This is a genomic window from Azospirillum mesophilum, from assembly GCF_053470405.2.
In genome coordinates this window covers 1-13,545 of sequence record NZ_JBPXMQ020000078.1, presented here as the reverse complement: position 1 = coordinate 13,545, position 13,545 = coordinate 1, and the positions used below count along the sequence as shown (strand labels likewise).

Below are 13,545 nucleotides of genomic sequence, written 5' to 3'. Positions count from 1 at the left end.
CCGGCAAGGCCAATCCGCCTGGACCGCCATCCGCGACCTGATCGACGGAACCTTCGTCGTCGCCTGACCACTTACCAGCCGCCAGCCAGGTGAGCAGTTACGCTTCCACGGCATCGTGGACCTGCAAGCAGCCATCCACAGCTTTCTCAAGGAGCGCAACACGACGGCCAAGCGTTTCATATGAACCGCCGGTCCCGATCGCATCATCAAGAACGTTAACAAAGCGAAACGAGTGTCAGACACGATCCACCAGGTGCAGGGTGGTGCGTCAACCACCAAGTATGGTAGGATTCCGGTTGTTAAACCACCATGACCGGGAAAATGGACCTGTCTTATCGCCACAAGCCAATTGCACGTGACGGGTCGCGGCCATGAACGCCCGCATCATTCGGCACAAGATCGCCCGCTTGAACGCGGGCGCAAAGCTCCGTGTGCTGGACCTGTTCTCGGGGTGTGGCGGCCTGTCGCTCGGATTCCATGCGGCAGGTTATGAAATCGCGGCAGCGGTCGAATCCGACCGTGACGCGGCGAAGTCTCATGGCACCAACTTCCATGGCGGCACCCAGGCCCACTGCCAAGCCCGCGACATCACCGCCACCCCTCCCGCGAAGCTGACCGCAGAACTGGGCCTGGGCAAGCCCGAAGCTGCGTTTGATGTCATCGTCGGCGGCCCGCCTTGCCAAGCGTTCGCAAGAGTCGGCCGCTCGAAGCTGCGTGAGGTCGCCGACCACCCCGAAGCGTTCCGGCACGACACGCGTGCGCGGCTCTACATCGAATACCTCGACTACGTCGACGTCTGTGCCCCGCTGGCTGTGGTCATGGAAAATGTTCCCGACATGCTCAACCACGGGGGCCACAACATTGCAGAGGAAGTCGCCGAGATTCTCGACGCGAGGGGCTACACCTGCGGCTACACCCTGCTGAATTCTGCCTACTACGGAGTCCCGCAGATGCGAGAGAGAATGCTCCTCGTCGCGATCAGGCGGGAACTGGCAGACGAGGTGCTCCTTCCCGCGCCGACCCATTGGATCGATCTCCCACCCGGCTATGAAGGCTCCCGGGCGGTGGCGCTGAAGCTGCTCGCCCACACCGATACCTCTGCTGGCACGAACCACTACCTGCCCCCCCCGGAAGCCGACCGGAACGTCATCGAGAATGCGGTAACTGCCCTCGACGCACTTGTGGACCTTCCCCCGATCGACGCGCGCGCCCAACTGAAGGACGGAACGCTCAGAAGAGGAGCGCGCCGTTTCGACGCCCCGGTCCCTTATGAAGGCGAGGAGCGGCAGACCAAGTACGGGAAGCTGATGCGCGAGTGGCCCGGCTTCTCTGGCAAGGATACGCTCGTCGACCATGTCATCCGCTATCTCCCCCGCGACTACGAGCTGTTCGCCAAGTTGAAGGCGGGAGACCAATATCCTGAGGCTTACAAGTGCGCCGAACTCATGTTCGAGGAGGCCCTGGCCCGCATGGAACGACGACCGCGGAAGGGCTCGACAGCGTGGACGGCATTACGCGACAGCATCGTCCCCCCGTATGACCCCGGGAAGTTCCCAAACAAATGGCGAAAGATGGAGGCCGACAAGCCAGCCCGCACCCTGCTGGCCCACCTGGGGAAGGACGGCTACAGCCATATCCATTACGACAGCGCCCAAGCGAGAACTATTTCGGTCCGGGAAGCCGCAAGGCTTCAGTCGTTTCCCGACGGGTTCGTCTTCTGCGGCACGATGAACCCTGCCTTCCGGCAGATCGGTAATGCCGTTCCGCCACTGATGGCGCAAGCGGTGGCCGAGCGTCTCCTCGACCAGATTCGTGAAGCCATCGGCGGTGGAGCAATCGCCGCTGTCGCCGGAGCGCGCTGATGGGGAGCGATCGGCAGAAGGAGCTGGTGGTCGTCCGCTCGCTGACCGAATCCGACCTCGGACTGTTCGCGTCCCATCGCGCCGGCCTCCGCGGCCGGCAGCGGGCCATCAACATCAACGCCTCTGTAGCGCGGCGGCTGCTCAGTCCCGAGCTTTTCGAGACGGGCGAGGCAACGCTTGATTGTATGTGCATCTTCAATGGTGCCACCAACCGTGAGAGCAGGCGCCTGAACAAGTCGCAGAAGAACTGGCGCCTCGGCGGAACGAAGATCGGCGGGGAAGCCTTCGATGCCGTCGACTGCAAGGACTTTATGCTGATCCGTTCGCCGGAAAGCAACGATGGCACCTATCCTGTTACGCTCACATTCATCGCCCGTGAGGTCGACCCTCTCGCCCACGCCGGCTTAGTCGCCTTCGTCGAACGTTCCCTCGAAGGGAGTATGGCTGTCTACGAGGAAGGGACCTCTCGGTTTGAGGCGATCGCCAAACATTGCCCGCCACCGCCGCCAAGGGCAACAGCCCCAGTACCGCCTGCCTGCTCCGGTGACCACAGCCCCGTGCCCGTTCCGCCCATGCCGTCCCCATCCGCGTTGGAGAGCACCGTTCGCAGACGCACTATCCGTGAGAAGGTCCGCGAGCCACATATCCTCGAACGCATGCTGAAGGTGGCTGGGGACCTGTCCGCGCCGGCACAGCTTCGCTTCATGGAAACGGTCGAGCAGCTCGCCTCGCAACTCCGTACGGTTTTGCTGGAGACGGGCGGCATAGTGCGCATAGAAAAGGACCACCGCGCCGCATGGAGCGCGGTTGCAGGGAAGCCGATTGGATTCGTCGACGGCGGCCTTGCAAACCTGTCGATGCTCGGTTCGGCACCTGTGGCCGCCCGTGTGGGTGGATATGTCGTGACACCCGGCGAGCGCGGCCCTTCGCGCGAGCGGTTTATCGTGCTCAAGCAGCTCATTGATGAGCTTTACGCTCATGTGGAGGGAGGGGTCTACGAAGATACTTTCCCCGACGTCGGGGCGCTGCGTGACGCGGCAAGGATATCGATCGAGGCCGCGGGTGCCGTCCGTATGGTCAGTGAAAACCCCGGTATCGCGTGGATCATGCTCCACGGGTCTCTGGTGAATCCGGTATCCCGCTACACCGACATCATGAAGGACGGAGCAGTCAGGCACCGCTTCCCGGACTTCTCGGACGCCGCTTTGGCCGAATTGCTGCCGCCGGAAAGCCCGCCTCCCCAGGGGCGTGACAGAAACTTCATCAGCGTCCATTTGCGGCAATTGCAGGCGCTCCATGCGTCGTCCGCGGTGGTATGCGGCGTGGTGGAGCGCGAGGGCGCCTCTTCCACCGTCTGCGCCGCGGTGCTGGACAGCCTCAATGACCATGCCATCCGGGATCTCCTGCCCATGCCGCTGGACATGTGGAAGGATTGGTTCAGGAAAGCTATAGACCCTTCTGGCGACGACGACGGAATGGAGGGGCAGCGGATCACCGACTCGCTCCTGTTCCGATGCGTCCTCGAACCCGGCGAAGCCCTCGCCCCGGTTTCCATCAACCGCAACGTGCTGCGCAAGGCGCCACGCGCCTGGCAGACCGTGATCGCCGGATATCCAAAGCCGGTCGTATCGTACATGCAGACCACCGAATGGACAGCGCCCATCCGGATCGAGATGTTCGCCAAGGACGCCCCGCAGTTCCGGGAGGCGGCGTCCCTGGTGCTTCACTGCGCGCTTCTGCTGCCCAACTATGCCTTCCCCGTGGGGCTGGATATCGTCGATAAGTTCGCAAAGATCCCGGATTGGATGAGCCGGCCGGTCAACACGCGAACTGCGGTCCTTGCACTGAAGAACGCACTGGACAGCGGGGACGCTCGGCTGTTTGACGCCTTGAGGCGGATGCTGTGCGGGTCTGGACGCGAGTGGCTTCTGCGTCCGGGAATATTCAGGTAGGAGGTGGCAGGGTGCTCGACTTGGACGAGGAAGCGCGTATCGGGGACAGCGCTGACGGCTGGCGGCCCGTCGGCACTGTGGTCGGCAATGCGGGGACTGCGGAGTTTACGTTTATCCTGCGGCAGTTCCAGGCCCGAGTGGGCGACATCGTGGCCTTGGGTATGGACGTGCCCGACGGCTCCTACAACAGGCAGACGCGCATATACGTGTGGGCCCGTGTCACTGAGATTCGCCGATTCAACCCATTCTTCCCCTTCGAGGCGGCACAGGAAATCGCAGGCGAAGGCCTGTCGTTGGAGGACACTGTCCTTTCGGGCACACGGGACCAGTTGGAGGCCAGGGCACTCATTCTCGGTGCCACGGCAGAGGACAAGCTCTCTGCTCTGTTTCCGCTGACCTATCCGGTGAAGCCCGCGTCGACGGTGTACCATCCCCCTGCCGAAGCGGTGCGCCAGCTTCTGGTGGGAGGGCGCGAGAACGAACGGGGTGCGATGATTGGCAGCCTGATCGCCCGCTCCGATGTCGAGGTGTCCCTGTCCGCGCCGCGCCTGGTCGCTCGCCACCTTGCCATCCTGGCGATGACGGGCGGTGGCAAGACGGTGGCCGCCCGGAGGATTATCCGCGAGTTGATCGGCCACGGCTATCCCCTGCTGATCCTTGATCCCCACGGCGACTACATCGGCCTGTGGAAATGCCGCGAGACGTTGCAGGAAGAGGCTCCCGGCTGCGACATCCGCCTGTTCTATCCAGACCTGCTGATGCAAAGGGGCGGCGAGGGGTTGATCGAGAAGATCATCGGCCAGATGACCGATGGCCTCAGCGAGCCCCAGTCGGACTATCTCCGTTCCGTGTTCAATGGCATGGCCGCCCGCGAGGGCGAACCAGCCATCGACTATATTGAGCGCCTGATCCAAAGGGCGGAAAGCGATGCGGCCGGCCAGAGTGACAAACGTCAGGTCCCGACCATCTACGCCGTCCGCCGGTCACTCAGGATCGTCCGTGATCGTCTCTCGGGAATGAAGAAGACCAGCGAGGCGATGCGAAACAGCCCTAAGCTAAAGGGATTGTCCTTCGAGCCGCTGCCCAACCCTTTCAGTCAGCCCGAGAAGATTATTCGCCCCCGGCAGGTCTCAATCCTGTACCTCGGCGGCTATGACCATGTCACCCAATGCTCCATCGCGGCGATCACGCTGGAGACCCTGTTCGAGTTCCGTGCCAACCTGACCGACCGGATCGCGCCGTTCTTCACCGTTGTCGAAGAGGCCCACAACTTCATCCCATCCGCCCGCGAGGGAACACAGGACGCGGTATCACTGCCGGTGGTGAGGCGGATCATCACAGAGGGCCGCAAGTTCGGCACCGGGCTCATGCTGATCTCTCAGCGCCCCAGCCGCCTGGACGAAACGATCGTCTCCCAGTGCAACTCGTTTCTGATCCTGCGGTTGGTGAATCCGAAGGACCAGACCTTCGTCCGCTCGATCATGGAGAACCTGACCGAATCTGACGCCCGCATGATCCCCGGCTTCGGGCCTGGTCAGGGCATTGTCAGCGGCCAGGTCGTCCGCTTTCCGCTGCCGGTCAGCGTGCGGATGGACGACGATCTGCTCGCGTCCGAGATCGGCGACGAGGATTTCTTCGAGAAGGTGGAGGCTTGGAGGCCCGATCCGAAGACCGGGACTCGGAGTGCAATGGAGACTTCCGTCGCCAAGGTAAATGCCAGTCGAAGGAAGCCCGAGCCTAAGGAAAAGGCGACGCCGGGCGCCAAGGCTACTTCGACCAAAGAATTGGTGACAAAGACCGCTGCCGGCCGGGCGACCGCGAAGAAGTCTTCCACCAGGACCACTGCCCCGAAGCGGCGGGGCCGACCGCCTAAGGACTGATGATGGTCGACGTCCTAACGCCCAACCAGCGTCGGCTTAATATGAGCCGCGTCCGGAGTAAGGACACTAAGCCAGAGATGGTCGTGCGCAAGGGATTGCATGCCCGCGGGCTCCGGTTCCGTCTACACCGCAGAGACCTCCCGGGGCGCCCCGACCTCGTGTTTCCGGGCCGGAAGGCCGTGGTGTTTGTGCATGGCTGCTTCTGGCATGGTCACAACTGTCCGATGTTCAAGCTCCCGGCCACTAACCGTGAGTTTTGGGCCTGCAAGATTGAGCGCAACCGCGTCAACGACAGCATGGCCGTAGAAAGCCTGCTGGGGCTGGGTTGGCGTGTGATGATCGTCTGGGAATGCGCACTCAGGGGGCGCGGCCGCCTGTCTACTGAGGAGGCGATCAATGCAGTGGTACGCTGGCTGAACGGGAATCCGCCTTCCGAAATCCTGTCCGGCCTCTGGGACGAACGATGCCCGCCTGAGACCGAGTCCGGAATTATGAAATGAACTACGGATTTGAGACAGGTGACGATAAGAAGTGTCGATGCATGCAAGTGAAGCTGTAATGTTACCTTGTTGCATCGAGGTGGCCGGTTGCGGGGCTTGGGGCATTGCGTTTGAAGGCCAGCCTTTAGCTGCCGTCTCGGTTTGATCATGCCGTTCAAGTGAACGCATCCCGAAGCAGCGGCATCGGGTTTGCAACTGGCCGGAGTACGACGCGGGGCTTCGGGCGCGCGGTGTTGGCGGCTCTGGCATGACCAAACCGAATCGGGCGCTGACCATAATGGGTGACCTCCTGGCCGGGCCGCGTGGCGCTGGGATCGTTCCAGATCCGCCGCCACAAGGACCAGCACAGTTCTTCAAACTCCTGCCAGTCGGCGGGGGGAGGAAGCTCGACTCGCATCACGGCCGGTGACCCATGGACAGGATGTGGAGGGAACGGAGAACGGTGCGCCGCCTCGATCATAGCCGGAGTGCGGGCCTGTCCACCGGCGCGGATTGACGCTGTGGCCGATGCGTCGACTCATCGCATCCCGGGTGGGATCATGGAGTCGCCACGTCGGGTGGCGTAAAGTTCCGGGGCCAGCGCGCGGCCCTGGGACGCGGCACGATCATCGAGCGACAAACATGACGATGGCCGCTCTTCTCGAACAGCTCCGGCAGGACCTGCTGGGCTTGACCCCCGGCGACTTCGAACGGGTGGCGATGCTCGGCGTTGCGGCGTTCGCCCACGGCCCGATGCGGCGGGCAAGCGCCGGGCGCCAACCCTGGGGAGACGGAGGGGGCGGCCCGATCACGGTGGAGGCCAAACGCTACGACCGGGGCACGCCGCCGGTCCGCGACCTTCTGGGCGGGCTGGCGGGGGCCGCCCTGGCCAACCCGGGCCTGACCCATTGGGTCGTGGCGACGACGGCGTCGCTGCCGCTGCAGGCGGTCGAGGAACTCCAGGCGGAGGCCGGCAGTCGGCTGATCCGGTTCGTGGCGCTCGACTGGCCGACCGCGGGCTTTCCGCCCCTGGCGGCGGCCCTGGTTGCCGGACGCGAAGCGGTGGCGGCGGCGTTCCCGTCCACGGCCGCGCCGCTTGCGATGCTGGCCGAGCACTCGCCATGGACCGAGGCCAGGGCGGCGTTGCGCGAGCAGATGACCGGCGACGCACCGGGGTGGCCGGTCTACGATCCGTCGCTCGTCTACCGGCGCGGCCGTTCGCCAACGGCGCTGCTCGATGCGCGCTACCGGGCCGTACCCTTGATGAACCGCGAAAACGATGTCGCCGAATGGAGCGTGTGGGCGCAAGACGCGCGGTCCAGTGTCAGGGTGGTGACGGGGGAGGGCGGCATGGGCAAGACCCGTCTGCTGATGGAGATCTGCCGGGGGCTGCGCGGCGATGGCTGGCGGACAGGGTTCCTGCGGGAAAACGCCGTCTTCACCGACGCCCGGCGGCTGGGCGGCCGGTTGGCCGGCCCGGGGAACGGCCTGATCGTCGTCGATTACGCCGAACTGCGGACGAAGGAGTTGAACGAGCTTTGCCGCCTGATGCTGGAGTTCGATGCGCTGGACCGCGTGCGTCTGGTCCTTCTGGCGCGCAACGCCCGAGGATGGTTGACCGAACTGGCCGATGACGGCGGTGCCGTCGCTCAGGTCCTGGGTGCGGCCGGGCGTGCCGAACCGATCCGGCTGTCTCCCGCCGCTCCGGTCAAGCGGGCGGCGCGGCAACGCGACCGCGTGTCCTTCGTCTTGGCGGCGGCCCAGGCCTTTGGCGCGGCGGAGGGCGTTGACGCCGCGGAAGCCGGCCGGCGGCTGGCCGACGGGCTCGACCTGACCCGTCCGGAATTCGACCGCGTCCTGCTGCTGCTCGCCGAAGTCTGGCGGGCGGTGTTTGCGCCAGACGACGGCGGCCGGGATCCCTGGATGGCCGTGCTCCGCCGCGAACGGGCTTATCTGGCCAAGCTGGATCTTCCCGTGAAGCCCAAGGCAATCATGCAGGCGCTGGCCTGGGTCTGCGCCAACGGCGGCGCAGCGACCCGGCGCGATGCCGTCGATCTGCTCGCAGGCTGCGACGCGCTGTATGGCTGTGGCGGCGACACGGTCCGGCGGGTGGCGGAACTGTTCCATGACCTCTATCCGGGACCGCAGTGGCTGAACGCCGTGCAGCCCGACCTGCTCGCTTCCGCGCTGGAGGACGCATACCCGTGACGACGACCGAAACCGGGGCTCCGGACGCCGTGCTCGCCGCCGTTCTTGCGGCACCGTTCGAAAAACGGGTGGCGATGCTGACCCGCTTGGCCTTCGCCGCGGCGGAACGGCCCCGTGGGGCCAGCGCCCGCCGCCTGCGGCGGCTGTTCCGCGCGCATCTGGACGAGGTGGTCGAGGGCGCCGCGGCCGTCGCCCGGCAATCCGGCCCGCCGATGACCGACCTGCTGGCCGCGGCGATCCGGCGGCATGGGACCGTCGGGACGGCGCGCCGGGTCATCGCCGTGCTGGGGGAAGGCAAGGGCCGCGTGACCGAACTCGACGTGGTCTGCCGCCGGTTGATTGTCGACGATGTGTTGGCGGCGGGTGTTGATGGCGACCCGGCGGGCGCGGTGGACGCCGCTGCCGATCTGGTGGAGCGGTTGCACGACCTGGGGCGGCCGCATGCCGGTATCGCCGTGCTGCGGCGGTTTCTGGCCGCGTTCCGGCGCGCCGAACTGGCGACGCCCTTGAGCCTGATGTGCCAGTTGGGGGCTTTGCTGATCGCCACCGGCGATCATCGCCGCGCCGAGACCATCCTGCTCAAGGCCTTGGACTCTGCCGCGAAAGCAGGCCTGCCGGCGTGGCAGACGGCGGACGACTGGATCAACCTCGCCACCGTGCGGTCCAAGCTTCTGGACACCGATGGGGCGCTCGACGCTGTGCGCCGTGCGATCGCGCTGCTGGAATGTTCCCCGGACGACGATCCGCGCTGGGTGGAGGAACGTGATTTCCTGTTGGGGACGGCCCTGTCCAACGGCGCGGTGATCCTGCTGGAGGCGGGGGACGTCGACGCCGCCGCCGACGCGGTGCGGAAGGCGCTTTCGCTGAACGAACGCCTCGCCGCCCGCGACCCGGACGTCCACGCCCCGCGGCTCGTGGAGACCCTGATCAACGCCTCCCACATCATGGCCACACAGGGTGACGTGGCGACCGCCCGTGCCTGTTCCGGGCGGGCCGTGGCGGAAGCGCAGCGTCTGCCCGCAGCGACGCTGGCGGCCCACGGCGGCGCCATGGTGTCCGGGATGATCAATCATGCCATCGACCTGGAGCGTCTGGGCGAAACGGAGCACGCCATGGAGATGGCCACCGAGGCGGCGGCGCTGGCCGGGCGCCTTGTGGACGCGTTCGGGGACCGCTTCCTGCCGTCCGCCGCGGAAGCGGAGGGCACCGTTTGCAACATCGGCCTGCAAGGCGGTTACCTGACGGAGGCGCGGGCGGCCGGGGAGCGGGCGATGACCCTGTCGGCGCGGCTGCCCCTCGACGACATGGGCCTGAACGCGCTGGTCCTGCTGCCCAACCTCAGCGACGTTTACGCCAAGTTGGGGAAACGTCGCGCGGCGCTGGAGGCGGCGACCCAGGCGTACCGTCTTTTGCGCGAGGGGGAGGTGGGCGAGGGGCGGTACCGGATCGATCACGACGCCCGGATCGGCGTGCGCGACATCTACGCGCAGCGCTTGGCGGAGGAGGGGAAAACGGCGGAGGCCGTGGCGATCGTGCGCGAAGCGGTGGCCATCGCCGCCGAACCGCCCGATGGAACCGTCTCGGCCATGCCGGCGCATTCGCTGGTCCACCTTGCCAACATGCTGGCAGACCTGGGCGATCTCGACGGTGCGCTGACCGCGGCGGCCGAGGCGGTCGGCATCTTGGACCGGCTGTCCGCCTATGATCCCGGCTGGGCGGAGGAGGAACTGCCCACCGCCCTGCACACCCACGCCAACATCCTCTGGCAGGCGGGAGACACGACGGCGGCGCGGACGGTGCTCGACCGGGCGGTCGCCCTCAATCGCCGTCGGATCGGCCGGGACGAACGCGGCGGCTTGGCCGATCTCGCGGCGGCGCTGGAATTCTCCGCGATCCTCGCCAACCGGGCGGGCGATGTCGATCGCGCGGGACTGGAAATCGGCGAAGCGGTTGCGCTCTACGAACGGCTGGTCGCGGAAAGCGGTGAGGGATTCGTGTCCGATCTGGCGAACGGTTTGCACAACGCGGCAATGATCGCGATGACCGCCAACGCCCTGGAGGACGCCATCGCCCTGCAGCATCGGGCGGCGGACATGCTGGACCGGCTGCCGCAGAAGGACGTCAACGAACGCCGGCAAGTGGCCGACAGTCTCGTCAACCTCGGCCTTTATTACGCCATGGCGGGGCGGGTGGCAGATGGACTGGCGTCGGTGGAACGGGTCCCGGACCTGATCGGCGAGCTTGCGACCGATTGGCTGCCGGCCCGCCAATCCCTCACCGGGGCGGCGGTTGCACGGTCCCGCCTTCTGGTCATGGCCGGCCGCCATGACGAGGCTGCGGCCTGCGCCGGAACGGCCCTGGCGGCCATGGCGGCGGCGGGGCAGGATTTCTGGCGCGGGCCGGCCCTGGTCAACCGCGCCATGGCGCTGGCCGCCCTTGGGAGCGACGACGCGCCGGCAGCGGCCCGGGAAGCGCTGGACCATCACCGCCGGGGCCTGGACAGCGGCAACGCCGACGACCTGCACGGTTACTGCGACGCCGCCGCCGTGATCCTCGATCTCGCGGCGGTGGCCGGCGGTGTGATCGACGGGCAGGTCCACGACCTGCTGGCGCCGTTGCCGGCGTGGTTCGAGCGGATGGGGCCGGATCGGGGCGGCGTCGCGGCCGTCGAACTGGTGAGGGCGCTCGAGGAGCATTGCGGGGGCGTCGCCCGATGGCCGGAGTTCCATCGGCGGACGTGAAGACGGTTGCCGCATCGCGGAAGCCTTTCGCGCCTTGCCGCGGATCGCGCGACGGGCCAATGGCTCGCTTCTGGAGTGGTTGCCGCCATACTCCGTTGGTGGTGACCTGTGGAACCATGTTGCGTCCGTGCAGTTCCAAGATATATTCTGCATATAGGCAGCAGGAGGTCGCCATGGTCGCCACAGCTCGGCAGCAGGCCGGCATCGTCGACGACACCGTCGCGCGGGGCATGGCCGGGGTCTTCACCATCCTCAAGGCGTGGGGCGCCAGCAACGAGCAGGCGCGCCGTATCCTCGGTTCGCCGGCGGAGCGCACCTTCTACGCCTGGAAGGCGGGCAGGGTCGGCGCGGTGCCCCACGACACGGTGCGCCGGCTGGGCTACGTGCTGGGCATCTACAAGTCGTTGCAGATCCTGTACGCGAATCCGCAGCAGGCGGACGGCTGGCCGGCGCGTGCCAACCGGGCGTTTGGCGGGCAAGCGCCGCTGGAGCGGATGGCGGGCGGCGACGTGACCGATCTGGCGGCGGTCCACCAGTATCTCGATGCGTACCGCGGAGCCTGGTCGTGAAGCGGCTGGCGGTGTCCTGGACGTCGGCGACGCGCATCATCGCCTCGCGCTTTCCACCCATCGACCTCTTCGAGCGTCTGTCCGGCGACCCGCGCGATTGGGAAGCCTTCATCGCGCTGGAGAGCTTGGTCAACCCGCGTTTGCGCCAGGAGGTCGGAGAAATCGCGCTGGTGCCGCCGGAGGAACGCGTGGCCGGACCCGGGGCCAGCTACGTCATGAGCGCGTTCACCCACGTCAACCCGAAAGGGTCGCGTTTTTCCGATGGGCGCCATGGCGTCTATTACGCGGCCCGTGCATTCGATACAGCACTGCGCGAGACGGTCTTCCATTACGAGCAGTATTACGCCGACGCCGACCAGGGACTCATCCGTTCCGAAGCGATGCGGGTGCTGGTCGGAACAATCGACGCCGAGTTCCATGACGTCGGAAGCCTGGACGAGGCCGAGCGCGCCCGCGTTCTGGATCCGGACGACTACAGCGCCGGGCAGGCGCTGGCGGCAGCGCTTCGGGAGGAGGGGGCGAATGGCGTCCATTACCCGAGCGTCCGCCATCCCGGCGGTGCCTGTATCGGAGCGTTCCGTCCCAAGGCGGTCGGCATTCCGGTGCAGACGAAACACTTGGAGTACCACTGGGACGGTGCCCGCATCGACAAGGTCTTCGATTTCGAAACGAAGGCGTGGTCGCCGCTCTGAGTTGCAGGACTGTCAAATACGAGCAAGGAGTTCGAAGAAGGAGTCCAATAGGAAGCGGGGACAGATTCGGGAATGGAAGGTTCTTGGCAGCACGGCGAGTGACCGGGTTCGACCGGCTCACGTGGTGCTGCTGTTTCATACATCCCGACGCCCACGCTTGGTGAAGGCCCGCACCCAACACTTCTGTCACGAACCGCCATTTGACCGTCCTGCCCACCCCGGCGTGCGAGGTGGCCATCCGCAGGGTCCCCGTCAGGGTTTGGAACCGGCGATCTCCGCGTAACGGCTCCAGAAGCCGGCTTTGCGACCATGCGCGGCGCGCAGGCGCGCGGTGAAGGAGTCGTGGGTTTCAAACGACCCGAAGTCACCGATGGTCGGGGCCACGGCCAGGCATTCCAGCAGGTGGCGGGCGGCGTGCTTGTAGCGGGACGACTTGGCGCCGTCGAGGGTGTCCTCGATCATGGCCCGGCGCAGCAGCGTCGCGGCGAGCGGGTAGCGCCCCTCCAGCCACCGGGCGGCCGGGTCGAGCAGGTAATAGGCGTTGCCGTCGATCTCGATGGGCCGCGCCAGGATCAGCTCGGCGGCCTTCGCCGGGTTCGGCCATTCATGGAAGAAGTGCAGGGCTGTCAGGACATGCGGGAAAACGCGGGCGTGGGCCATCGCCTTGTCCTCGGCCACCACATCGTCGAAGTCGGGCAGCGCCTTGAGATAGGCGCGCAGGCGCTCCACCGACAGGCGTTCCTCAAAGGCGGCCCAGCGGCAGGCCTGCGCCCGCTCGCGGTGGCCGAGGGCGTCGAGCGCGTCGATGCAGGCTGTTTCCCACTCGCCGTCGCCGCCGCGGTATCCGAGCAGTTCCAGGTCGTCGATCGCCCCGCCGCGGGCAGGACGCCGGTGCGGCTTGGCCGCTTCCAGCGCGGCCAAAGCTTCGGTCGCCCGTCCGGCCGCGAGCAGACACTGCGCCATTTCGGCGGCGACCCGCGAGCGGTGCCGGTCGGGTTCCGGGATCAGGGCGATGTACGCATCGACGTTCCCCTCTCCATCCGCGATATGTCCGATCACGTCCGTCAAGGTGGTGGAAATTGGGAGGTGGTCATGTGCGTGGTCGATCAGGGCGCCTTTGCCGAGGGTAGAGCGGTGATGGCGGGCTCGTTGGCGACAACGA

The 13,545-nt window shown here is 66.3% G+C and carries 9 protein-coding genes; 8 read left to right on the top strand and 1 reads right to left on the bottom strand.

The features are described from left to right. The first annotated feature begins 371 nt into the window (after positions 1-371). The 8 genes from ACSVC7_RS31930 to ACSVC7_RS31895 all read left to right on the top strand — a co-directional run bounded on the left by ACSVC7_RS31930 (position 372) and on the right by ACSVC7_RS31895 (position 12,383). Complete coding sequence (locus ACSVC7_RS31930) at positions 372-1,862, top strand: DNA cytosine methyltransferase (protein ID WP_448208604.1); 1,491 nt, start codon at positions 372-374, stop codon at positions 1,860-1,862. Then, positions 1,862-3,814: a DNA double-strand break repair nuclease NurA gene (locus ACSVC7_RS31925; RefSeq protein WP_448208603.1), complete on the top strand. Its 1,953-nt coding sequence runs from the start codon at positions 1,862-1,864 to the stop codon at positions 3,812-3,814. The genes ACSVC7_RS31930 and ACSVC7_RS31925 overlap by 1 nt, the downstream gene beginning before the upstream one ends. A gap of 11 nt (positions 3,815-3,825) precedes the next feature. Continuing rightward, a complete protein-coding gene (locus ACSVC7_RS31920; protein ID WP_448208602.1) occupies positions 3,826-5,694 on the top strand; it encodes an ATP-binding protein in 1,869 nt (622 codons plus the stop codon). Next, entirely contained in the window at positions 5,694-6,194 is a 501-nt protein-coding gene (locus ACSVC7_RS31915) for a very short patch repair endonuclease (RefSeq protein ID WP_448208601.1), read from the top strand. Before ACSVC7_RS31920 ends, ACSVC7_RS31915 begins: the two co-directional genes overlap by 1 nt. Positions 6,195-6,815: 621 nt before the next feature. Continuing rightward, entirely contained in the window at positions 6,816-8,381 is a 1,566-nt protein-coding gene (locus ACSVC7_RS31910; protein WP_448208600.1) for a P-loop NTPase, read from the top strand. After that, on the top strand, positions 8,378-11,122 hold the full coding sequence (locus ACSVC7_RS31905) for a hypothetical protein (protein WP_448208599.1): 2,745 nt from the start codon (positions 8,378-8,380) through the stop codon (positions 11,120-11,122). Before ACSVC7_RS31910 ends, ACSVC7_RS31905 begins: the two co-directional genes overlap by 4 nt. 173 nt (positions 11,123-11,295) lie before the next feature. After that, the gene (locus ACSVC7_RS31900) at positions 11,296-11,691 is read left to right on the top strand and encodes an MbcA/ParS/Xre antitoxin family protein (RefSeq protein ID WP_448208598.1); all 396 of its coding nucleotides are present in this window, start codon (positions 11,296-11,298) and stop codon (positions 11,689-11,691) included. After that, positions 11,688-12,383, top strand: coding sequence for an RES family NAD+ phosphorylase (locus ACSVC7_RS31895; protein ID WP_448208597.1), 696 nt, complete (start codon positions 11,688-11,690; stop codon positions 12,381-12,383). Before ACSVC7_RS31900 ends, ACSVC7_RS31895 begins: the two co-directional genes overlap by 4 nt. A 252-nt stretch (positions 12,384-12,635) precedes the next feature. On the opposite strand, the gene ACSVC7_RS31890 is transcribed toward ACSVC7_RS31895, so the two are convergent. Further along, the coding region (locus tag ACSVC7_RS31890; RefSeq protein WP_483509111.1) for a DUF6880 family protein at positions 12,636-13,545 on the bottom strand (910 nt) is incomplete at its 5' end.

Coding starts and splice junctions, on each gene's coding strand:
- ACSVC7_RS31930 (WP_448208604.1), top strand. CDS start 372: ATGAACGCCCGCATCATTCGGCACAAGATCGCCCGCTTGAACGCGGGC.
- ACSVC7_RS31925 (WP_448208603.1), top strand. CDS start 1,862: ATGGGGAGCGATCGGCAGAAGGAGCTGGTGGTCGTCCGCTCGCTGACC.
- ACSVC7_RS31915 (WP_448208601.1), top strand. CDS start 5,694: ATGATGGTCGACGTCCTAACGCCCAACCAGCGTCGGCTTAATATGAGC.
- ACSVC7_RS31910 (WP_448208600.1), top strand. CDS start 6,816: ATGACGATGGCCGCTCTTCTCGAACAGCTCCGGCAGGACCTGCTGGGC.
- ACSVC7_RS31900 (WP_448208598.1), top strand. CDS start 11,296: ATGGTCGCCACAGCTCGGCAGCAGGCCGGCATCGTCGACGACACCGTC.